Source organism: Alteromonas sp. 07-89-2, from assembly GCF_013113925.1.
Classification (GTDB): domain Bacteria; phylum Pseudomonadota; class Gammaproteobacteria; order Enterobacterales; family Alteromonadaceae; genus Alteromonas; species Alteromonas macleodii.
Genome location: NZ_VTYM01000007.1, coordinates 48,067 through 70,961, shown reverse-complemented (window position 1 = coordinate 70,961; position 22,895 = coordinate 48,067). Strand labels below are relative to the sequence as shown.

Sequence of the window (22,895 nt, the reverse complement as noted above, 5' to 3'; positions counted from 1 at the left end):
TTACTCTACTACTTCTACCTGGTAGCGCCCGGTCACAATGTAGCGCTCTGTATCTTCTGATACTTGTCCGAAGGGAATGAGTGCCGGACCCGTAGGATCATAGAGCACGTAAACGTCGCCATCGTGCTCTATGGTTCGGTCATCTGCCATGGGGGTTAATGCAATTCCAAGCAAAGCGTGGTTGGGCAGGTAAAGCACAATCATCTTTGTAGTAGGTAAAAAAGCTCTTACCATTGAAGACGCTAACACTGCTTTACTGTCACAGTCCCCTAGGTTCTGCATAAGCACACTAATGGGCGGCGCATACCCAGAGCCATTACTCACTACTCTATCTTCTAACGTGTCGTAAGGGATGCTTTGCAGCCAACTGAGAATTAAAGAAAAATAGGCTCTTGAATCTGACTCAGACGCGACTTTCTCGTAAAACGCTTGAGAAACGGACACCAAAGGTTTTACTGACTCAGAGATGTAACGCAGGTGGTCTGGCTTTATGGCACTTTGGTTAAATAAAGTCGTAAAGCGCGTGAAGTAATGTTCATGCAAGTAGCTATCGTAAGCGTTTTGCTGTACGTCACGTAAATGCGCTTGAACGTCTTCTATTTTCTCTTCGTCAGTCCCCGACACTTTAATATTAATGGCTTCTCTCAAGGGCTTGATTGTTACTTTTGCGTCCTTGAGGTCGATAGCCTTTGCTGCTTTGGTCAACGCAACAGTCACGTGTCGCTGTGCTATTTTGGGCTTGTAATTAGTTTGCCTTAGCGGCAAGTCTTCAATTGACTCAAAGGGAATTTCAAACTTGAGGTTATGTCGCTGCTTCGCACCGTCAATCCATTCGTAATAGAACTGCATGCCGGTATCAGTCTTCTTTCTTTTGAACTCGAGTTGTTCAGAGAGCGCATGCTGAACATGGAAAACCACAGAGATCGTAGCGAGACCAAGGTATCTCGTTACCTTGCCAATAAAGCGCCAAATGTTCTTTTTTTTCGAGTTAGTGTGAAGCTTCATTGTTATCGTTGGGTTAACTCAATAATTGATCACTCATTTTGTGAGTATGCGCGTGAAAATGAAAAAAACAAGGCAAAGGCTATTTTGAAGCCTTTGCTTTGGGTCGTGCCAGCCCATTACCCTAGCAGAGGTCGTCAATAGTGCATTGAGAGGCCTTGGGATTGTGCTACTTGATTCAAAAACTGTCGATTAGTGGGTAAACCACTGAGTTGTTGCTGAATACTTTGTACATGTTTTGCGTAGGCCTGCCGCTGTTCAGGGGTGTGTAAATTAGCTTGATAGACATCATTGTACTGCGACCTGAATCCCATGCCGTATAGAACAAACAAATAGCTGGCCGCGGGGAACAATTCCTCACGAAGTTCAAAATCAGATGAAATAGGACTGCGGCTTTTCCACAGGGTTAACCAATCTTGTAACTGGGTGGAGCAGCTCTCTTGGTTCCGCATATCACGCCAGTACGCAGAAGCTTCACGTTCACTCAACACATAATGAAGCTTTAGGAAGTCGACTATTCTTTCCCATTTTTTTTCGAAAGCCTGATTAAACTGTCGACCAGCCGCTTGGCATTCTTTATATGTTCTAGGCAGTTGTTTTGCTATGTGGGTGGCAGATAATTCAATCATGACAAGCGCCGACGCTTCCAAAGGTTCTAGGAAGCCAGCAGATGTGCCGATGGCGACACAATTCTCTACCCAAAGCGTTTTACGGTAGCCCGGTGAGAATGTGATCTTTCTCGCTTTGCTAACATCCACATCAGCGGTTTTCTTGTCGTGCTTTAAGTAGGTCTCCAGTGTTGCTCTTGCTTCATCTTCACTGCAATGCGCTGAGCTATACACGTATCCCACACCTTTTCTCGAAGGCAAACCAATGTCCCAAATCCAGCCACTGTCTTGAGCTGTTGAGTGTGTGGTAGAGGCAATATCAACTGAGCTGTCAACGTAGGGAGCTTGGATTGCGATAGCACTGTCGTTGGCCAGTACGTTGGAGCAAGATGTTAAGGGGACACCATAGTGCTGACCAATTAACCTTGCCGCAAAGCCTGTACAATCTATGAATAGATCACCAGTAATATTACCGTGTTCACGACCCACTATTGCAGCAATAGGTTCTGAAGATGAGCCAACCACATCATCCACAATATGTTGAACACCTAAAACCGTTGTCGCGTGCTTTTGAAGTAGGGCTGCAAACTTGTTTGCGTCAAGGTGATAACCATAGTTTGCAATGCCAGCATACGCAGGCGTTTGACGCTGCTTGGGTGCGAGGTGATGGTCGCATAACGCGGCCTGGGAACATACAGCATGTGCAAAATCTTGCTCTGCTGCGTAGCTTTGCCACCATGCTGCTACGTCGCTTTCAAAGTACCTAAATGGCAGGCTGAAAGGGTGGTAGTACTGATGTTCAATGGTGTCTGAGCGCCAATTGTGAAAACTGGTACCCTGCTTAAAAGACGCATTGCACTGAGCTAAAAAGGTTTCTTCACTGATACCAATTTTAAGAAGCGTACTGCGCATAGTAGGCCACGTCCCTTCGCCTACACCCAATATACTGACATCTGGTGACTCAACTAAGGTGACACTAATATTGTCATCGTGCTTGTGCGTTACAGCGATGATTGAAGCGGTTAACCAGCCAGCGGCACCACCACCTACAACAACAATACGACGAAGGGGGCTATTCGCTTGATGCATATTTTTCCCAAAGCCTACTTTATGAAAACAAAATGTTAACGATTTGGTTTTTCTTAAATGTATATTAAATGGGGCTTAAATGTAAGTGGAAACGTTTACATAATTAGTCGGTAGTCAGGAAATAACGCAATTAACTACGAGTACAGGCAGCATTGTTTACTGCCAATAATACAGAGGGAAATTATTGGGGCAGATGTTGGTAGTCGGTTGGGAAATTGCGGCAGAGCAATGTTGAAGAGGAGGTAAGTAGAAGCCGACGTTCATAAACGGCAAAGCTGGTACAGAGCCCCTTTATTTACACAAAGGGGCAGGAAGGGATTATTGGTACCAGTTTAGTTCGTCACGTAAACTAACAACTGAACCGACGATAATAAGTGTAGGAGGCTGTAATTGCGCCTCTTCTTGCTTAGCCACAATATTGCTCAGCGTGCCTGTTAGTACCGCCTGCTTTTCGGTAGTCGCCGATTGAACTAAAGCGATAGGCGTATTGGCATCAAGACCGTGTTCAATGAGCTTTTCGCAGATAATCGGCAAGCCTGTCAAACCCATATAAAACACAGCGGTTTGATTTTTCTGTGCAAGGGCAGGCCAGTTGAGGTCGATAGTGCCATTTTTTAGGTGACCGGTGGCAAATACCACAGACTGTGCGTGATCGCGATGAGTAAGTGGAATGCCAGCATAGCTAGACGCCCCGCTTGCGGCGGTTATGCCGGGAACTACCTGAAAGTCGATGCCGTGCTGAATAAGTGTTTGAATTTCTTCTCCACCACGTCCAAATATGAATGGGTCGCCGCCTTTTAAACGCACCACACGATTGCCTTTTTTAGCCTCATCAACCATTAATTGGTTAATGTCGTCTTGGGGAAGCGTGTGATTGCTTTTAGCTTTCCCAACATAGATTTTCTCAGCGTCACGGCGTACAAGCTCAAGAATTTGCGGCGATACCAAGCGGTCATAGACTACCACGTCGGCCTTTTGCATTAAGCGCAATGCGCGAAAGGTGAGAAGGTCGGGGTCGCCAGGGCCTGCTCCTACTAAATACACTTGCCCTTCTACTTTTTTGTCTTGAGCGGCGGCTTGCAGTGCTAATTCAAATGCATCATCGGCTTTTTTGTCTTGGCCCTTTTCTACCATTTCAGCAATGTCACCATCGAGCACGTCTTCCCAAAAGTATCGACGAGCGGTAACGCCATTAAGCGTTTGCTTTACTTTGTCGCGAAATTTTTCAGAAAACGCGCCCAATCGACTTAAGTTAGCAGGCAGTACAGTCTCTAACTTTTGACGTAAATAACGAAGCAAAACAGGCGCTACACCACCACTACTCATAGCAATAACGATAGGAGAGCGGTCAACAATAGAGGGGGTGATGAATTGGCAAAGCGGCGTATTGTCCACCACGTTCACCAACACTTTGTTAGCGCGCGCTAAGTCGTGAATATGTTGATTAACATCGCCTTTATCTGTGGCAATGAAGACCATATCTTTATGGGTGAGATCACTATTTTCAAACTCGCGTTCAATAAGTGTCACTTTCTCATTTTGCGCCAATTGCTTCACCGTATCGCAAACCCAAGGCGCCACCACGGTGATGGTCGCAGGTGTCTTCATAATAAGCTCTAGCTTACGGGCAGCAACTTCACCAGCCCCAACAATTAGAACATTGAGTTTTCTGGCGTCTAGGAATAACGGAAAGTAATCCATAAAGGTTTTCTTAGCTTCAAATACAAAAAAAGAACTGACACTATTTTGCGCCAATTCTTTTTAATTAGAAAACAACGAAAACAGCCTTTATATTGCAATTAGTTATATAAAGGCTGAATGTATTGCTATTTAGTTCTTACGCTTACGGTTTTCGCGGTCTCCGCGATTAGGGCGGTCTTCACGATTGCCGCGAGGCGCTCTGTCACCACGGTTACCACGATCGCCACGACCTTTAGCCGGCGGCGTGTCTGACCATTCGCGAATGTTTAAACGCTGACCAGCAACACGGGTGCCCTGTAGCGTATCGCGCGTTTCCTTCGGCATGCCTTCAGGAAGGTCTACCGTGCTGAAGTTGTCATAAATTTCGATAGCGCCAATGTGCTTCGAATTAATATTCGCTTCGTTCGCAATAGCGCCCACGATATTACCAGGCTTAGCGCCGTGAACATGACCAACTTCAATACGGAAGCGCTGCATGCCTTCTTCAGGTTTGCGGTTTCCACGAGGTACTCGTGGCTTTCTCTCACGACCGTCACGAGAGTTTCTGTCGCGGCTATCACGCGGAGGCTTGCTGTTGATATCAGGGCGATCTGATTCTTTAAGAATTAACGGCTCATCACCTTGCGCAATTTTAAGTAGTGCAGCCATCAAAACTTCAGGAGAAGCTTCGTTTTCTTCTTTAATCATCTCAACGATTGGCATTAATGACTCAATGCTATCGTCTTGGGTTGCTTCGGCAACCGATTGTTTGAAGCGGCTTAAACGGGTTTCGTTAATTTCGCTAATTGAAGGAATTGGCATTGCTTCAATAGGCTGCTTGGTAGTTTTCTCGATAGAGAATAACAAGCGCTTTTCGCGATGAGAGATAAATAGGATCGCATCACCTTGACGACCAGCACGACCCGTACGGCCGATACGGTGTACGTAAGATTCGCTGTCGTAAGGAATATCGTAGTTAATAACGTGGCTTACACGCTCAACGTCAAGACCACGCGCTACTACGTCGGTAGCAACAAGAATGTCGATCTTACCCTGTTTAAGTTTTTCAACAGTACGCTCACGGGCAGCCTGAGGAATATCACCGTTTAGTGGTTCTACGTCGTAACCACGAGCAGAGAGTTTATCTGCTAGTTCAACCGTAGCGGTTTTCGTACGTACGAATATGATCATACCGTCGAACACTTCCACTTCCATGATACGCGTTAGCGCTTCAAGCTTGTGGTGTGGTGCAATTTGGCAATAACGCTGGCGAATGGTGCTAGCTGTACTTACCTTAGACGCAATTTTAACGTGCTTAGGGTCTTTCAAGTATCGCTGAGTGATCTTCTTAATTGGGCCAGGCATAGTTGCCGAGAACAGTGCGGTTTGGCGCTCTTCTGGTGCGTGGCTAAGAATAAGTTCAACGTCATCGATAAAGCCCATACGAAGCATTTCGTCAGCTTCGTCTAGCACTAAGAACTTAAGTTCGCTTAAGTCTAGCGTTTTGCGCTTAATGTGGTCGATGATACGGCCTGGTGTACCCACAACCACTTGAACGCCGCGTTTAAGCTGGCGAATTTGATTGTCGTACGACTGACCGCCGTATACTGGAAGTACTTTAATTTTTTGACTAAAGCTCGCATAAACCTGAAACGCCTCTGCAACCTGAATAGCTAGTTCACGGGTTGGGGCCAATACCAGTAATTGCGGCTTACGTTGCTCAGGATCGATATTTGCCAACATAGGCAGGGCAAACGCAGCGGTCTTTCCTGTCCCTGTCTGTGCCTGACCGAGTAGATCGTGCCCTTCAAGTAAAAGAGGAATACTCTCTGCTTGAATAGGAGACGGTTTCTCGTAGCCAACTTTTTCAAGGGCTTGTAAGATAGGTTCTGGTAAATTGAGGTCTTTAAATGTCATGTCGACAGTTGTGGTCATTAAGGGTCCTGGTGCATTAAGTAAGGAGGGTGCGGCATACGATTAAACCGTACTTTTTCGGTTTATTATCGCAAGACGCTATACAGCGATGAACTGGCCTTTCGGGCGAGTTTATGAAGCGTATTCGTAGCGTATTTCGCGATATGCTTGCCAGCAGTGTTGCAAAAAACAATATTATATTCGAATAATGGCAAGGTTGCCACGAAATTGCACAAATTCGATGAAATAATAAGCAGTATGGTGGGTGCTTTTTACAATGTGCAAAAAAGTGACAATAAAAATTTGAGGAAGGGCAAGGAATTACAATGACAAAGCATAGAACTAATACATTAATTAAACGCACGACGTTAGCAGTAATGTTAACCAGTGCTCTTTTGTCAGGGTGTAGCGAAAAGTCGATGGAGAGCCATTTGGCAGATGCAAGGAACTACGCCTCTTCTCAACAAATCGACGCCGCCATTGTTGAATATAAAAATGCCATTCAAAAAGCGCCCGATGCCGCAGCACCGCGCTTCGAACTTGGCAAGCTGTACTTGCAGCAAAGTAATTTTTCAGCTGCTGAAAAAGAACTCAACAAGGCAATGGAACTTGGGCATCCTGTTAGCCAAGTCATTCCTTTATTGTCGGTCGCTTACCAACAGTCAGGGGCAGAAAATGCGCTGGCCGAAGTAGATTATCGCGCAGAAGGGATGTCAGCAGTTGAATCAGCCGAAGTGGGTTTTTATAAGCTACAGGCTTTAATGCAGCTAGGTAAAAACGAAGAAGCTCAAACGCTACTGGCTGATTTATCAACCCTAGATACGAGCTCAGTCTACAAAGGCCTTATTGACAGTTATGCCTTTGTTTTAGACAACGACATGGATGGAGCGCTAGCCGCCACCGAGAAGCTGCGAGAACAAGCCCCCACCAATAAAGACGTGCTACAACAGCTAGCAAAAATTTATCTTCAAAAAGGTGAGCCGAGTAAAGCTGCCGAGGTCTACGGCGTGTATGTGAGTCAGTATCCAGACGACGTAACCAGCAAATTTGCCTATGCAGCACTACTGATTGAGATAAGAGAACTCGATAAAGCAGAGCCTATTGTTGATGACTTGTTAGCTCTTAATGAAAATCATCCGCTGCTTAACACCTTTAAAGGAATTATTGAGTCGGCCAGCGAAAATTATGCTAAGGCCCTCGAACACTTGGAAATTGCCATTCAAAATGGAAGAAGTGATCAGGTCGTGCGTTTGGTTGCGGGCTTCAGTGCATATCAAATACAAGACTTTGAAGCGGCACAGCGTCACCTGACAATGGTGGCTTCTAGTCTTCCTGATAATCACCCTGGTCTTCGTATGCTGGCAGACAGCATGCTGCAGCTCGGTGAAAATGATGAAGCGCTTGAAGTATTAGCGAGGGTAGAAGGCGAGCAAGGTATTGATGCCGCACTATTCTCTAAGGCGAGTTATCAGCTTTTAAAAGACGGTAACGTGGTCGGTGCACAGCAAATGGTGGCAAAGTCTGAAGCGGTGAGTACCACAGCAGAAGATTTATCTCGTTTAGGTGTTTTGCAGTTGTCACTAAATGATATTGATGGCTTAGTTAATCTTGAACAAGCCGTAGAGCAGTCGCCAGAGTCTGTGACGTCACAAGCCACATTACTTCGCGCCTACATTGCTACTAGTCAGCTTGAAAAGGCAAAAAGTGCTGCCAAAGAGTGGCACGAACAATCGCCTGACACCGCCGCGCCGCTTATCTACTTAGGCAATATCGCTACCGCAGAAGGAGCTTATCAAGAAGCCGCCCAATACCTTGATAAGGCAAGCAAACTGAAAGGTGCTGAAAATGAGGTGGTATACTCTCGCGCAAAACTACTGGTAGCAGAAGGCAAAAAAGACGACGCGATTTCCTCTCTTCGCGCGTTCATTGATAAGAACCCTGCCGATGTGCCTGCGCTGGCGTTGTGGTTTGCGTTAGCCACTGAAAAAGGTAACGCAGAGCAAGTAATTAAACATACCCAACAACAGTTTAACGCTAAAAAAGGCGACCTGAATTTAAGGCTTTTACTTGCAAGAATGTATTCGCTTAATAATCAGCTTGATAAAACGGTTTCGCTTTTAGCTGATGTAGAAGGGAATGAAGCGTCACCGCAAGCGTTTTGGAATCTAAAAGGCCAAGCGCTCATCGCAACTAACAATTTGAAAGATGCGACAGCATTCTTTGATCGCTGGCTATCGTTTTACCCTCAAGATAAAAACGCGGTATTGGGGAAATTGTTAATTGTTGATTCGCAAAAGCAATTTGAACAGGGGCTAACATTAATAAATAAGGTATTAGCTAAACGTCCTGACGCACAGCTAACTTTATTGAAAGCATACTTCCACAGCCGTCTGGGTCAGGCTAAACCTGCGTGGGACATAATAAATAGTACCGCTGAAGAGGTGAGAGCGCTGCCGTTTGTAAGAGGTGTGATTGCGCGTTTGTATCTTATTGATAAAGCGCCAGAGCAAGCGGTAGAGCATGCAAAAGCTGCTTATGACGCCACGCCAAACTCTGACAATGCTTTGTTATTAACGGCAGCGTTGGAGATGTCGGATAAAAAAGCTCAGGCCCATACGTTCCTTGAAAAACACGTTCAGATGCACAGCAACGACATCCCAAGTGCAATGCTGTTAGCCGAGCGTCAAATTGGCAAAGACCGAGCAGCAGCCATTAAAACTTATGAACAGGTGCTAGCTAAAACGCCAGATAATTTTGTCGTATTAAATAACCTGGCGTTTTTGGCGCTGGAAGATAAAAAACTTACCCGAGCAGAAGAGCTCGCTAAAAAGGCCGTATCACTGCAGCGTGAGAACGCAGACGCCGCGGACACGCTAGCGCAAATATACATTGCTAAAGGCGACAAAGCCGCAGCGCTTAAACTGTACGAGGAAGTCGCTGCACGTCCTATTGCGAACGACGACGTATATTTAAATTATGTGAGTGTATTACTTGAACTCGATAAAAAGGCGCTCGCCTCGCGCAAGCTGGCAAGCCGAGAGTTTAAGTCAGAGGCAGCCAAGCAAAGAGCGGAGTCACTTAAGCAGCAATACGGGCTTTAGACTCGCCCGGGCGTATCTTGCTTTAGCCTAAATCTAGGCATCACCATTTTTGAGAAACTAAAAAGGCCACATCACTGTGGCCTTTTTCAATTGCGCTATTCGGACAGAACGCACTTAGCTGGTTTTGTTTACCGTGCTATTTTGATTATTAGCGGCAAGCTGTGCCTTCAGCTCTCGTAGTTCTTTCATTACATCTTGAAGGGTTGGCTCTACGTTCCCTTGGGCAATTTGCTCTTCAAGTAAGGCGGCTTCTTTTTCTGCTCGTGCTTTTTCGTTTTCTCTTTCCATCACGTTCACCACGATCCCAATCACCATGTTCAAGAACGCGAACGCTGTAAAGAAAATAAAGGTAAGGTAGAAAATCCAGCTTAGCGAGTAAACCTCCTGAGTCTCGTACATTACATCGGTCCAATCTTCGAATGTCATAATTCTAAAGAGCGTTAGCATCGAGATAGTGATATCGCCCCACAGCACGGGATTGATGGTTTCGAATAAAGTACTGCCTATAGCTGCGTAAATGTAGAAAATGATAAACATCAACAGCATGACATATGCTAATTGGGGCAGTGCTTTAACCAAAGAAACTAATAAGATCCTGAGCTCGGGAATGATCGAAATCATACGCAATACGCGGAACACACGCACCAAACGGGCGATAAGTGCCAGTTCGGTATCGTCTGCCGGAATGAGACTAATAACCACAATCAGTGTGTCAAACCAGTTCCAAAAGCTCTTGAAAAAGTAGCGTTTACGTTTTTCAGCCAAAAAACGAATGGTGATTTCTGTTAGAAAGAAGGCACTGATAAACCAATCTAAAAATAGTGTTACTGACGACATGCCAGCTGGCAGTTCATAGGTCTTGGCACCTACGAGTAGCGCTGAAATAACAATAACGCTTATTACAAAGGCTTCGAACCATTTATTGGCTCGAATGCGCTCAAATTTATTTTGAAGTTCAGAGGCTTGCATTTCTATTTATCACTCAAAGAAAAACCGAATAGCCAAAGGGCTTGTGGTAAGCGCCATTGGCTGTATACTAAATAATCAGAAGTGCAGCGTACGCGCACTTATTGCATACAAATGTAGGGGCACAACGGGCGTTTTAAACCTGTCTCGTCGCACGTTACCTAAACGTTTATCAAGCCGAATACACAGGCTTAAAAATAAAGGGCATAATCATGGATGATGAATTACGGTTGTTGCAAGAGAAATTGCATCGTGTAGCGGAACGCTTGTCTAACTTCGCGCCCACAAAGCAAAATGCAGAAGCCTTGCGTATGGAATATCGCCAACTGCTAAGCGCACTTAAGAAATATACACCTACATCGCCAACTTAATCATCATTAACATAGCCCTTTTTCGCGACTCAGCATCGCATTTCTTCAGGTGTCATATTATCTCAGGCATAAAAAAGGGCAGCACTGGCTACCCTTTCTTTCACTATTGAGCATGTACTAAACGCTCAACTATCCAATGCTAATCATTGGTGTTGGTTTCTGCTGGCTTAAGACCACGGTTGATCATAGCCACATCTTCACCTGTCAATGTACCTGCCGCTTGCTTAAGCGTAACCACTGACTGAATAAAGTCATAGCGTGCGCCCGCAAGGTTACGACGTGCATCGAACAGGTTACGTGTGCTGTCTAGCACGTCAACAATGGTACGTGTACCTACATCAAAACCTGCTTCTGTTGCTTTAAGGGCGCTGTCTGCTGAGACCACTGACTGCTCTAAAGCACGAATCGTTGAGATTGACGCTTTTACATTGTTAAACGAGCTGCGAATAGACTGCACAGTTTGACGATAAGTCTGTTCAGCTGCTTGGCTTGCTGCAACATAGTTAAACTTAGCTTGGTCGGTTTGCGATGAAACGCGAGAGCCTTGATAGATAGGCACATTCAATTGAACCGCAACTGACTGACTATCAAGATAAGGTGTTTCAAACTGTAAGAACGGGTTTGAAATATCGTCTTTGCTTCGCGATGCGTTAGCTGTTAAACCAAGGGTAGGTAAGTGACCCGAGCGCGCAATTGAAATATCTTCTTTCGCGATATCCATAGCAAGTCTGTCAACCAGAAGTGCTAAGTTTTTATCCTGCGCAGTTTTTAGCCACTCATCGACAGCCGCTGGCACAGGCATAGTTGCGGCAAAATTCTCTGTGTTTAGCCCAAACAAACGATCGTGATATTTACCTGTAATTACGCGAAGCGCTTCAAGAGCAAATTCAAGCTGGTTCTTTGCTTGGATTTCCTGCGCCACCGTGCTGTCGTAATTGGCCTGAGCTTCGTGTACGTCAGTAATAGCCGTTAAACCCACTTCAAAACGCTGGCGAGTTTGTTCTAACTGGCGCTCAATGGCACGTTTTTCAGCGCCCACAAATTCAACATTGTCACGTGCACGTAGTACGTCAAAATAAGCAGTAACCGTACGCACAATAACGTCTTGCATGCTAGCGGCAAGCTGGGCGTCGCTTTGCTCGGCCACTTTTTCAGCGCGATCCAGCCCTAGCCAGTTTGCGTGGTCGTAAAGTGACATTTGTACCTGCAAACCATAATCGATAGTGTCTACGTCTGTTTCAAATACCACAATTTGAAGGTCATCAGCATTAGCACCTAACGTTTGTGCACGTTCAGCTGTAGAAGTTGTATAGCCTACCGAGCCAGATATCTGTGGTAGAAGGTTTGCGCGGCTAATACTAATCCCTTCAAACGCTGCATCACGTTGCGCTTTCGCTTGGTTTACCAATGGGTCGTTCGCCAGTGCTTGTTGATATACCTGCATAAGGTCATCGGCCAGCGCACCCGTTGTCATCGAAACTCCGATAACCAGCGACAGAAGTGTTCGTTTCATGCTTACGTCTTCCTGTTGTGTTCAAGTTGCGTCGTCATTCGCTCTAAGGGACGACTTAATAAAACCAAGTGTATGAAAATTCAACCACAAACCGAAAGTCCAAACTCGTAACAGTATTTGATTAACTGTAACAGAATATGTGATCTACCCACGCGATTATTATAGTAATAGACGACTTGTAATATGATTTTCTGTTATTCGCTCACACCCCGTTATGCATTTTTAACGCATATACATGGTTGGTGTGTAAATGTACTATGTATGATAAATCTATTTGAACCATAAGTGTCAGCAAATGAGCAAGGAATTCCTTTCATTTACCTCAAATGACGTCGAAATCACTGACATTAAGCCAGTGTATCGTGGTTTCTTTACCATGAATCAGTATCAATTTAAGCACAAGTGTTTTAATGGAGAGTGGAGTGATACCGTCACGCGAGAAATATTTGAACGCGGTCATGCAGTAGGCGTTTTGCCTTACGATCCAGTTCTTCAAGAGTTTGTGCTAATCGAGCAAGTAAGAATTGGGGCATTAGCCACATCTTCAAGCCCTTGGTTGATAGAAATTATTGCTGGCATGATTGATGAAGGTGAAACACCTGAAGCGGTATGCCATAGAGAGTCTATGGAAGAGGCGGGTATCACGTTAGATAAATTAACGAAAGCATTGAGCTATTTGTCTAGTCCGGGCGGGACCACAGAAAGATTACATATTTTTATTGCAAAGACCGACGCTAGCCAAGCGCATGGTGTGCACGGCCTGGAAAGTGAGTCTGAAGATATTAAAGTGCATCGCATTAAAGAGAACACAGCCCTTGAATGGTTGGAGAATGGCCATATTGACAACGCCGCAGCGGTAATTGCGCTACAATGGTTCTTTATGCACAAAACACAACTTCTGGAGCAGTGGCAGACATCGTGACTCAACGCAACCAACGAAAATATGTACCTCATCTTCCTTCCATGCAGGCGCTTTGCGAACTGAACTACTCCCATGTTCTAAGAATTTTGCCTGATTGCGATACGGAAGATTTGAGCTATGAATTTTCGGTAGGAGTGGGCCTGTCTTATGAAATACGCATTGTGGAGTCTGCTCGCTACACCAGTACATTAAGTATTAAGCAAACCACTAAAGACATGCCGTCTTACTTAACGCCTAGTATGACGGTGCGCCTATATCACGACGCTCGCATGGCGGAGGTTATCAATAGCCAAAATACGGGAGCGCTCGAACCCTCTTACGAGTATCCGAACTTAAAGATGCGCCAGCGCAACGAAAAGCATATGGTGAACATCTTTTTAGCTGAGTGGCTAAACTTCTGTTTGCAACACTCCTCAAATGTTACCTCTGAAGCGTGATTACACTTATACAACTCAGTGATTGCCACTTACTGAAAGATAAAAATAAAACGGGATATGCGGGTATAGCGCCCTATAAATCGCTAGCACGCGTGCTCAGTAGCATTCAAGAATATGTTGTTGATAGCGCTGATATTAAAAATTACGTTGCTCAAAAAGCTGCCAGCGAGTCAGAACAGAGGGCAAAGCATCAAGTAATTGTGTTGGTGACTGGGGATATTAGCGGCGATAATTCATCTGAGAGCTACGAGCATTTTATTGCATTGATGGAGCAATATATTGAGCCAGCAAATATAGAATGGTTTGTGCTGGCGGGTAATCACGATAATAATCCGTACTTTGAAAAATATCTTGGCAGCCGTCATTTAAAGAGCAATGACCCGATAAGCTTTCCCAATTGGCAAATACACGGCCTGGATACCCGCGCTATAACCAATAAGCAAACGGCAGCCGGGGAAGTAAAAGAAAGCGATATTCAGGCGCTAGAACAAGCGCTAATTAGGTCACCACAGGCCAATCATCTCGTTGCACTTCATCACCACATTTTGCCTTCAAACAGTTGGATGGATAAGCACTCTTTGGTTGATGCTCAGCGGTTAGTATCGCTTACAGATGAATATCCGCAGTTAAAAGCCTTCCTACACGGACACGTACATTCGCCGTTGCGCCAGCAGATAGGAAAGCACAATACGCCTTCTTACGGCAGCCCATCTACCTGTTGGCAATGGGAAATGCGTCCCGAATTCGGTGTTAGCAATGAAGCGCCAGGGTATCAGGTGATGAGCTTAATGGATGGTGGCACGGTGGGCGTTAAGGTTGTTCGGGTTTAGCTTTCGCGCTCTTTGCTTAAGCGTGGCTGTTTTGGAAGTATTTGGCGTTAAGAACAGTTTTGAACTCTCATCGAGTTCATATTAAATATAGAAAAAGAGAACACAGAATAGAGAAAAACATGCAGCACATTTTATATCTTCACGGCTTTTTAAGTTCGCCGAAATCCATTAAGGCGCAAGCCACAAAAGCGTATTTTGAGCAGCATCACGCAAACGTTACCCTACATATTCCAGAGCTGTCTAATTTTCCCAGTAAAGTAGAAGACCAGCTAACTTCACTTATTGAAAACACACCGGCTCTGCTTGAAAACGGGCTGAAGCTTATTGGTAGTTCAATGGGGGGCTATCTCTCTACGTTTTTGCTTGAAAAATTTGGAGGCAAAGCGGTGTTAATTAACCCTGCAGTTCGCCCCTACGAGCTGTTGCAAGGGTTTATCGGCACTCATGAAAATCCTTACAGCAAGGAAAAGTTTGAAATAGTTGAAAGCGATATAGGGGTAATTCAAGCGTTAGAGGCAACGTCAATCAAAGAACCAAACAGTTACAAGGTGTTGCTTCAGACAGAAGATGAAACACTGGATTACCGTTTGGCTGAAGAAAAGTACGCACAAAGTCATCTGGTTATTGAAGAAGGCGGCGATCACAGCTTTGTAGGTTACGAAAATCACTTGCCTGCTATTGCCGAGTTTTTGCTGAAATAAGCGCATTGCCAGTCTGTACTCGCCCTGCTAACATCAAACCTATGCTGTGCGGCGCTTTGCTTAAGCGCCGCGTACCTCTTTCTTTGTCGCTGGCTTAAATAACAACCATAACTATGTCAAATCAATACAATTCAGATGCTATCGAGGTTTTAAACGGCCTTGACCCCGTAAAACGCCGCCCTGGTATGTATACCGACACTACCCGCCCAAATCACTTGGGTCAGGAAGTCATCGATAACAGTGTGGATGAAGCGCTTGCTGGGCACGCCTCTAACATCAAAGTAATTTTGCATGAAGACCAATCGTTAGAAGTTATCGACGATGGTCGTGGTATGCCGGTAGATATTCACCCTGAAGAGGGAATATCAGGCGTAGAGCTAATTCTATGTAAACTTCACGCAGGTGGTAAGTTTTCAAACAAAAACTATGCCTTCTCTGGTGGTCTTCACGGGGTAGGGATCTCGGTAGTTAACGCGCTTTCAACCCGCGTAGAAGTGACCATTCGACGAGACAGTAACGTATACCAAATTGCCTTTGAAAACGGCGACAAAGTCGAAGACTTACAAGTTATTGATACCTGCGGTAAACGCAATACAGGAACTCGTGTTCACTTCTGGCCTGACCCGCAATATTTCGACTCGGCAAAATTCTCAGCCAGCCGACTTGTGCACAACTTGCGCGCTAAAGCGGTATTAAGCCCGGGTCTGCGCATTCGTTTCGACAACAAGATCACCAAAGAAAGCCAAGAGTGGTATTACGAAGACGGCCTTAAAGACTACCTCTACCAAGCGGTAGAAGAGTTTGAAACCTTGCCGTCTGACACGCCATTTGTAGGTACTTTCAGTGGCAACACAGAAGCCGCCGATTGGGCTGTAATGTGGTTGCCTGAAGGTGGTGATTTAGTAACGGAAAGCTACGTTAACCTTATTCCTACAGCGCAAGGCGGTACACACGTTAACGGGCTGCGCCAAGGCTTACTAGAGTCCATGCGCGAATTTTGCGAATTTAGAAACTTAATGCCTCGTGGCGTTAAGTTATCGCCAGATGACATTTGGGACCGCTGTGCCTATATCCTGTCGACTAAGATGCAGGACCCGCAGTTTGCCGGACAGACTAAAGAACGCCTGTCTTCACGTCAGGCCAGCGCGTTTGTGTCAGGCGTGGTGAAAGACGCATTCAGCCTTTGGTTAAACCAGCATACGGAAATTGCCGAGGCCCTTGCTGAAATGTGTATCAACAATGCACAGCGCCGTCTGCGTCAAACCAAAAAGGTTGCGCGTAAAAAGGTCACTCAAGGGCCGGCACTACCAGGCAAACTGACCGACTGCTCATCACAAGATATTTCTTACTCTGAACTGTTTTTAGTAGAGGGTGACTCGGCGGGTGGCTCGGCCAAGCAAGCGCGAGACCGAGAGTTTCAGGCAATTATGCCGCTGCGCGGTAAAATCTTAAATAGCTGGGAAGTTGACTCTTCTCAGGTATTAGCATCACAGGAGATTCACGATATTTCAGTTGCGCTGGGTATCGATCCAGACTCGACGGACCTATCTGGTTTGCGCTACGGTAAAATTTGTATTCTTGCCGATGCTGACTCCGATGGGCTACACATTGCAACGTTGCTATGTGCGCTCTTTGTACGTCACTTCAGAACCTTGGTAGAACAAGGCCATGTGTATGTCGCTATGCCGCCGCTATTTAGAATAGATGTAGGCAAAGAGGTATATTACGCGCTAGATGAAGGCGAGAAGCAGGGCATTCTTGACCGAATTGAAGCGGAAAAGAAACGCGGTAAAGTCAACGTACAGCGCTTTAAAGGCTTGGGTGAAATGAACCCGCTACAACTTCGCGAAACAACCATGGACCCAAACACCCGTCGCCTTGTTCAGCTGACCATTGAAGACGCGGAAGAAATGATGGAGTTGATGGACATGCTACTTGCTAAGAAGCGTTCTGGCGATCGTAAAACATGGCTTGAAAGCAAAGGTAATATGGCTGAAGTGGCGTTGTAGATTGCAGAAACGCGCCGCTTTTGCGCTTAGTTATAGAAGCTTGTATTGATAACGCTGTTCAAACAAGTGACCGCTAGACAAGTAACCTTATCGCTACATGAAACAAATCGAAAACGCCGAGAAACTACCCTGACACGGGAAGTTCTCGGCGTTTTAGTTTGTGCATTTGCAATAAAATACTTCCGCGCATAATTACGCTCGTACCATTTAAGATAAGCAGCGGCCAGCTTTGGCTTAATGGCATTGTTAGCCCAAACAGCAAAGTGCTAACGTCTTTTATCAAGATATTGCGAAACAGCGCAAATGACAGCGACCCCACTTTTTGTCTGCGCTGCAGTACAAGCCATTGATGCAGAGACCCTTGAAATAAAATGACGGTTACGACCAGCATTAATGTGTTTGCGCCAAGCTGTGCAAGCGTTGGGAATGGCCGAAAAGCAATGGAAAGTGTGCCACCAATGAGAGCTAGCAGAGCAACAGCGGCAACGTAACCTGAAATTGTAGTGCGCCTGTGTTGCCATATTTTACAAATGATAATGAGCGTAAGTATGAGCGCGCCAAATCGCGTCCACACCAAGTAATGGTTGAAAGGTTCTACCGAAATGCCAAATAGGAAAATTGAGAAAAAGGCAAAATAGCTAGAGCCAAACTGGTTAAGTGACAGACTGTGGTTAGCATCGTCACTTTCGCTAGAAACGGGCACTTGAAAGCGCGTCATGGCCTTAATTTGTGACCATAATCCTAACCATGTCAGTAAAAACAGCGCGGTACTGGCAAAGCCTAAAATGTGGTAAAGCACCCAATTTGCTCCACGTTGAAAATGTTCTAGCTCGTGAAAGCCACAGTGTATCACAGGACTGGCACTGTTCTGGCATGTTCTGACATATGGCATGATAGCAATCACTATTAACAAAGCACTGCAGCAGGGGCTAAAGGTGTTATCGTTTTTTCGGTATCGATGGCCCCAATATGTTTTCAAAACCGGTATCGAACTAGCAAGGAGGTTTATTTTGGCATTGCACTCAGTTTCTTCATCAAGTAGCCAGTTAGCGGTAAGCGACAAAACCACAACGCTATTATTTGATCACGACGGTACCCTTATTGACTCAGAATCCGTACATTTTGACCTGTGGAAAGACATTTTGCTGGGGTACGATGTTGAATTAAGCGAGGATTTTTATTGTGAAGTGATGGCGGGTATTCCAGTAAAGCAAAATGCTGTCGATCTCGTCAAACATTTTAATATTGATGTAGCGCCGCAGGTGTTAGCAGAGCAAAAACACAAAAGCATTAGCGACTACTTAGATAAGCAAGCTTTTCCCTTAATGCCGTTTGCTAAAGAAGCCATTGAACAATGTGCAAACAAAGGTTACACCATTGGCATCGTGACTGGGGGAAGTAAAAAGTCGGTGGAAAAAACCTTATCTCAGTATGGTTTAAGTGCTTATATTTCTTGCGTGGTTGCCGTGGAAGATGTCGAAAACAGCAAACCAGCACCTGATTGTTACGCGCTTGCAATGGACAAGCTAGGAAAAATACCCGGTGAATGTGTGGCAATTGAAGACACGCAAACCGGCATGACAGCGGCACTTGCTGCAAACCTAGCCTGCGTTGTGATACCCACGGATTTGTCGAAACATCATGACTTGTCTGGTGCCACAGTGCGGTATACAAGCTTGAAAGACTGGGTGGACTGCGAACTCGTTTTTTAGCGAATGCGGTGGAGGTTAATTGCCGACTTGTCGTGCCAACTTGTCACTGGTGGCGCGAAAATAGATAACGTAGTATAACCAGCACGTTAGGGCGTAACTTTCTTTGTTTTACAGCAAAGAACGCCAGAGGCGCTAACTTATTTTTTATTCATTGTTATGACAGGTACAGCTGATTTCTCATGATTTTGCGTAGCGTAAAATGGCTTTTGATTACTCTTGCCATCATTGTTGTTCTGCTTGTAGTAAGCGTTGCTACGATTACGGTTATGGCTGTGCAAAAAGCGCCATTAGTCGTATCGACAGCGCCCACACAGCTAGATGGTGCTGATAGCGTTAATGAACTCCTCGGTCAGCTGCAACAGGCGTTTTCCCGCCGAGAAGAGGGGCATCAAGTTACGCTCACCGAAACCCAAGTCGAAAGTTTAGTGGGTGTGTTACAGCGTGCATTACCTGACTTTAAGGGCGTAGTGAATATCACGCCGTTGGCGGGAACCATTAACGTCACTTACGCTATCAACAATTCGGGGTATTATGTAAATGCGTCAGCACTAGTACTGCCTGGAGATAGCTTGCGTATAGAGCAAGTCCAAGTTGGCGACTTAACCATTCCGGGTCGTTTTTTACTTGGGTTTTTAGAGCGTACGGTGAACTCTTATACGCAATCAGAAATAGCCACCATTGCGTTATCGCGGGTTGAACGTGTGACCATGAGAAGCGGTGAACTTACCCTTGATGTTGGGCGTTTAGATGAGCTGCTAAGCGAGTTAAACGTAGTGGCGTCGAATATGTCGGTAAGCGAACAGACCGAGCTTCAGCAGTTATCTGCGTACTATTTACGTTATTTGTCTGGTAGAGAAATAGCCTTATCAAGTAAACCGGTATCCCTTATTGAATACTTGCGCGAAGGGATGGCACGGGCGAGAGAGCAAAGCCAAACCCCTGAAGATGCAGTACTGCATAATAATGCGGTAATCCTCGCTTTAGCGGTTTACGTTGGGCATCATCGTGTTGGGACTCTGGTGGGCGACATACAGCCAGATTCCGAAAAAGCGCTAAAGCCTCGCAGAGGTGCTGTGCTGCACAAGCGCAACGATTTGGCTCGTCACTTTATCATTTCTGCTGCATTAGAGTTAATGGCAGAACAAGGTATGTCCCTAGCAATTGGTGAGTTTAAAGAGCTAATGGACCGGGGCAACGGTGGTTCGGGCTATAGCTTTGTAGACTTAGCGGCAGACATGTCGGGTACTGAGTTTGCAAAGGTCGCTACCCATCCAAATACAGCGATGGAAGTGCAAAACGCGATTGCGCGCATTCAAAGTGAACTTGAAATCATCCCGCCTATTGAAGGCCTGCCCGAAGGCTTAAGTAAGCAAGTATTTACCGAGCAGTATCAGCGGGTGGACAGTGAAGCCTATTTGAAAGAAGTACAGGAAATTAAGCGGAGAATTGCCTTGCTACCGCTTTATCAAAAATAAGCGGTAAGGCGCGTGAGAGTTCGCCGTAAGCGAGAAGCTAATTTCAAAAAAAGCCCGCAAATAAAGCGAGCTTTTCGTTCATGGACATATTTTAGTCCGCGCTAGCTTTTAGATAGGGATTGCTGAAATTGCGCAATGGTCACCAGCGCCAACTCTATTTTTTTAACTAATGGCGCTAGGGCTTGTTTGGCCGCATCATCATCCAGTTCCTTTAGCGATTGCCAGTCATTTGCAATTTCTTGAACATATGGACTAAAGCGCTTTGCTGATGTGCTAAACCCACTGTCATCTGCGAAAACGGCTGCAAACTTCCCTTTTTGATCGCGCTGTAAACTATCTAGTATTTGGTCGGCATCAACAGCTTTGCGGTGCAGCGTTTGAAGTGTTTCTTGAAGTTGTTGATGGACAGCTTGCATCTCTTGGCTCTGTTGCATGGTCACGCCTTTTGTTTCTAATGTAATCCGGTGCACGCGTTAGCCGCACACTTAATGTTCATATATATTGCGCAGCTATCATTTATGCTACGCCGAATGTATCACGGTAAATAATGATTAAAGTTTCGCCTTTCAAGGCCGATAACCTGAAGTCAGTTGTAAATTACGAAGTCTGCGGGCAATTAGGCCGCTTGCTTTTTACGTAATGGACAACACGCCGTAAGGGTGGGCAATTCTGCCCATTTTTTTACTTTGCTACAAGCAACAAAGGAAAATGGTATGGATCTACAAGGTGCTAGTGCCTCTGGAACGTCCGGTGCGTCACTTGAGTTGGCCTCTCTTAAGTTGGCAAAAAGCCAGCAAGAGCAAGAGGGAAAAGCGTCGCTTCAGCTGCTGGAATCAGCCGCTGACGTACCAAAAACGTCATCTTCAAACCCCGCGTTAGGCGCCAACATTGATACCTACGCGTAAGTTACGGATGCAAATGTAAGTCGATAGGCGTTTTGCCGGGTTGACCGCCAATTTCTCTCACCAGTTTTGGCACCAAGAAGCCCGGCAGGCGCTTTATCGCTTCTTTCATGATTCGACGACCTTCATCATCACTCACATAAAAATGACTCGCACCCTGCACTTTATCTAACACATGCAAGTAGTAGGGCAGTACACCAGCCTCAAACAGCGTTTCACTTAAATCACTTATGGCATCGCCGGAATCGTTTACGCCTTTTAGCAATACCGACTGATTGAGTAGGGTCACACCTCTCTCTCGTAGTGTGCTTAATCGGGATTTTAGCGTTTCTGACATCTCATTCGCGTGGTTTGCGTGCAGCACTAATACTTTTTGAAGCGGCAATGCGGTAAACCATTCAACAAAGTCATGGCTAATTCGTTCTGGTAGCACTACCGGCAGACGGCTATGAATACGCAGGCGTTTTATATGGGGAATGGAGGCAATTTCGTTGGCTAACCACGACAAATGATCATCTTTCGCCATCAGTGGGTCGCCACCTGAAAAAATCACCTCATTAATTTTGTTATTACTGCGAAGGTATTCAAGCACATCAAGCCATTGGTGCTTACTTACCGCATTGTCGGCGTAAGGAAAATGGCGGCGAAAACAGTAACGGCAGTTTACTGCACAGCCGGTGCGAACCATTAATAACACGCGAGAATCGTATTTGTGCAGTATGCCTTTGCCTGCGGTGTCGTGCTCGTCGAGTGGATCTTCGCTATAACCGGGTGATGTTAGGAATTCATCGCTGAGCGGCATGACTTGCAAAAACAGCGGGTCGTTAGGGTTTCCCTTTTCCATAAGGTCTGCGAAATGTCGTGGAACACGCATAGGAAAAAGTCGACGTGCTTTAATGTGTTGTGCGTATTTTTCTTGGTCTAAACCTAAGTGTTGCAATAGCTTTGCAGGATCAGTAAAGCTACTTGCTAATTCTTTTTGCCAGTTATGCTCTACAGAAATCGGTTTTTTAGGTATTATTTGTTCCACGAAACTTTTTGTACCTTATGTTTAGACAGAGGAATTATGGCTAATTACAGCACTAACGAGTTCAAAGGCGGCCTGAAAATCATGCTGGACGGCGAACCTTGCAACATTCTAGAAAACGAATACGTAAAGCCGGGTAAGGGCCAAGCGTTTAACCGCGTAAAAATCCGCAAGCTTATTTCAGGTAAAGTTTTAGAGAAAACTTTCCGCTCAGGTGAATCAGTAGAAGGCGCTGACGTAATGGATACGGAGCTTGCCTACTTGTACACCGACGGCGAATTCTACCACTTTATGAACAACGATACATTCGAACAAATCGCTGCAGACGAAAAAGCAGTGGGTGAGAATAAAAAGTGGTTGGTAGAGAACGACGTTTGTACCATTACATTGTGGAACGGTTCACCTATCACGGTTACGCCACCAAACTTTGTTGAGCTAGAGATCACTGAAACTGATCCTGGTCTTAAAGGTGATACAGCGGGTACAGGCGGTAAGCCAGCAACGCTGAGCACTGGTGCAGTTGTTCGCGTTCCTCTATTCGTTCAAACCGGCGAAGTTATCCGTGTAGATACGCGCTCTGGCGAATACGTGTCTCGCGCACAAAAATAGTATCTGAGACATTCTGTTTACGTGTAA

20 protein-coding genes are annotated in these 22,895 nt (G+C 45.5%); 11 read left to right on the top strand and 9 right to left on the bottom strand.

Annotated elements, in window-relative coordinates:
* The 4 genes from F0261_RS06845 to F0261_RS06830 all read right to left on the bottom strand — a co-directional run bounded on the left by F0261_RS06845 (nt 1) and on the right by F0261_RS06830 (nt 6,314).
* Nucleotides 1–1,005, bottom strand: coding sequence for a hypothetical protein (locus F0261_RS06845; protein ID WP_216600738.1), 1,005 nt, complete (start codon nt 1,003–1,005; stop codon nt 1–3).
* A gap of 134 nt (nt 1,006–1,139) precedes the next feature.
* A complete protein-coding gene (locus F0261_RS06840) occupies nt 1,140–2,699 on the bottom strand; it encodes a tryptophan halogenase family protein (RefSeq protein ID WP_171337539.1) in 1,560 nt (519 codons plus the stop codon).
* Between the two features lie 318 nt (nt 2,700–3,017).
* Nucleotides 3,018–4,400 carry a siroheme synthase CysG gene (gene cysG, locus F0261_RS06835; RefSeq protein ID WP_069943717.1) on the bottom strand — a complete coding sequence of 461 codons (1,383 nt, stop codon included), beginning with the start codon at nt 4,398–4,400 and terminating at the stop codon, nt 3,018–3,020.
* A gap of 129 nt (nt 4,401–4,529) precedes the next feature.
* Nucleotides 4,530–6,314: a DEAD/DEAH box helicase gene (locus F0261_RS06830; RefSeq protein WP_171337538.1), complete on the bottom strand. Its 1,785-nt coding sequence runs from the start codon at nt 6,312–6,314 to the stop codon at nt 4,530–4,532.
* A 305-nt stretch (nt 6,315–6,619) separates the two neighbouring features.
* Between F0261_RS06830 and prsT the strand changes: the two genes are divergently transcribed.
* On the top strand, nt 6,620–9,394 hold the full coding sequence (prsT, locus tag F0261_RS06825; protein WP_171337537.1) for an XrtA/PEP-CTERM system TPR-repeat protein PrsT: 2,775 nt from the start codon (nt 6,620–6,622) through the stop codon (nt 9,392–9,394).
* Between the two features lie 114 nt (nt 9,395–9,508).
* On the opposite strand, the gene F0261_RS06820 is transcribed toward prsT, so the two are convergent.
* On the bottom strand, nt 9,509–10,363 hold the full coding sequence (locus F0261_RS06820) for an ion transporter (protein ID WP_061439458.1): 855 nt from the start codon (nt 10,361–10,363) through the stop codon (nt 9,509–9,511).
* A 209-nt stretch (nt 10,364–10,572) separates the two neighbouring features.
* On the opposite strand from F0261_RS06820, the gene F0261_RS06815 reads away from it, so the two are divergent.
* Nucleotides 10,573–10,731 carry a hypothetical protein gene (locus tag F0261_RS06815; RefSeq protein WP_014997260.1) on the top strand — a complete coding sequence of 53 codons (159 nt, stop codon included), beginning with the start codon at nt 10,573–10,575 and terminating at the stop codon, nt 10,729–10,731.
* Nucleotides 10,732–10,870: 139 nt separating this feature from the next.
* Here the strand turns inward: F0261_RS06815 and tolC are convergent, their stop codons facing one another.
* Nucleotides 10,871–12,244, bottom strand: coding sequence for an outer membrane channel protein TolC (gene tolC / locus F0261_RS06810; RefSeq protein WP_171337536.1), 1,374 nt, complete (start codon nt 12,242–12,244; stop codon nt 10,871–10,873).
* Between the two features lie 295 nt (nt 12,245–12,539).
* On the opposite strand from tolC, the gene nudF reads away from it, so the two are divergent.
* The 5 genes from nudF (at nt 12,540) to parE (ending at nt 17,143) form a co-directional block, all read left to right on the top strand.
* A complete protein-coding gene (nudF, locus tag F0261_RS06805) occupies nt 12,540–13,166 on the top strand; it encodes an ADP-ribose diphosphatase (protein WP_049587314.1) in 627 nt (208 codons plus the stop codon).
* 41 nt (nt 13,167–13,207) lie between these two features.
* Entirely contained in the window at nt 13,208–13,603 is a 396-nt protein-coding gene (locus F0261_RS06800; protein WP_014978277.1) for a DUF1249 domain-containing protein, read from the top strand.
* A complete protein-coding gene (locus tag F0261_RS06795; RefSeq protein ID WP_171337535.1) occupies nt 13,600–14,433 on the top strand; it encodes a metallophosphoesterase in 834 nt (277 codons plus the stop codon). Before F0261_RS06800 ends, F0261_RS06795 begins: the two co-directional genes overlap by 4 nt.
* A gap of 119 nt (nt 14,434–14,552) precedes the next feature.
* Nucleotides 14,553–15,134, top strand: a complete 582-nt coding sequence (locus tag F0261_RS06790; protein WP_171337534.1) for a YqiA/YcfP family alpha/beta fold hydrolase — start codon at nt 14,553–14,555, stop codon at nt 15,132–15,134.
* Nucleotides 15,135–15,247: 113 nt separating this feature from the next.
* Complete coding sequence (parE, locus tag F0261_RS06785; RefSeq protein WP_014975634.1) at nt 15,248–17,143, top strand: DNA topoisomerase IV subunit B; 1,896 nt, start codon at nt 15,248–15,250, stop codon at nt 17,141–17,143.
* Between the two features lie 124 nt (nt 17,144–17,267).
* Here the strand turns inward: parE and F0261_RS06780 are convergent, their stop codons facing one another.
* Nucleotides 17,268–17,942: a hypothetical protein gene (locus F0261_RS06780; RefSeq protein ID WP_171337564.1), complete on the bottom strand. Its 675-nt coding sequence runs from the start codon at nt 17,940–17,942 to the stop codon at nt 17,268–17,270.
* Between the two features lie 211 nt (nt 17,943–18,153).
* On the opposite strand from F0261_RS06780, the gene F0261_RS06775 reads away from it, so the two are divergent.
* A complete protein-coding gene (locus F0261_RS06775) occupies nt 18,154–18,855 on the top strand; it encodes an HAD family phosphatase (protein WP_171337533.1) in 702 nt (233 codons plus the stop codon).
* Nucleotides 18,856–19,034: 179 nt separating this feature from the next.
* Nucleotides 19,035–20,330 (top strand): hypothetical protein, encoded by a 1,296-nt coding sequence (locus F0261_RS06770; protein ID WP_171337532.1) that lies wholly within the window; start codon nt 19,035–19,037, stop codon nt 20,328–20,330.
* Between the two features lie 101 nt (nt 20,331–20,431).
* On the opposite strand, the gene F0261_RS06765 is transcribed toward F0261_RS06770, so the two are convergent.
* Entirely contained in the window at nt 20,432–20,764 is a 333-nt protein-coding gene (locus F0261_RS06765) for a hypothetical protein (RefSeq protein WP_171337531.1), read from the bottom strand.
* Nucleotides 20,765–21,043: 279 nt separating this feature from the next.
* Here F0261_RS06765 and F0261_RS06760 point away from each other — a divergent pair, with 279 nt between their 5' ends.
* Nucleotides 21,044–21,235, top strand: a complete 192-nt coding sequence (locus F0261_RS06760; RefSeq protein ID WP_014978283.1) for a hypothetical protein — start codon at nt 21,044–21,046, stop codon at nt 21,233–21,235.
* A gap of 1 nt (nt 21,236) precedes the next feature.
* Here the strand turns inward: F0261_RS06760 and epmB are convergent, their stop codons facing one another.
* Nucleotides 21,237–22,262, bottom strand: a complete 1,026-nt coding sequence (gene epmB, locus F0261_RS06755; RefSeq protein ID WP_171337530.1) for an EF-P beta-lysylation protein EpmB — start codon at nt 22,260–22,262, stop codon at nt 21,237–21,239.
* Nucleotides 22,263–22,298: 36 nt separating this feature from the next.
* On the opposite strand from epmB, the gene efp reads away from it, so the two are divergent.
* Nucleotides 22,299–22,868 (top strand): elongation factor P, encoded by a 570-nt coding sequence (efp, locus tag F0261_RS06750; RefSeq protein WP_014975647.1) that lies wholly within the window; start codon nt 22,299–22,301, stop codon nt 22,866–22,868.
* Nucleotides 22,869–22,895: the final 27 nt, after the last annotated feature.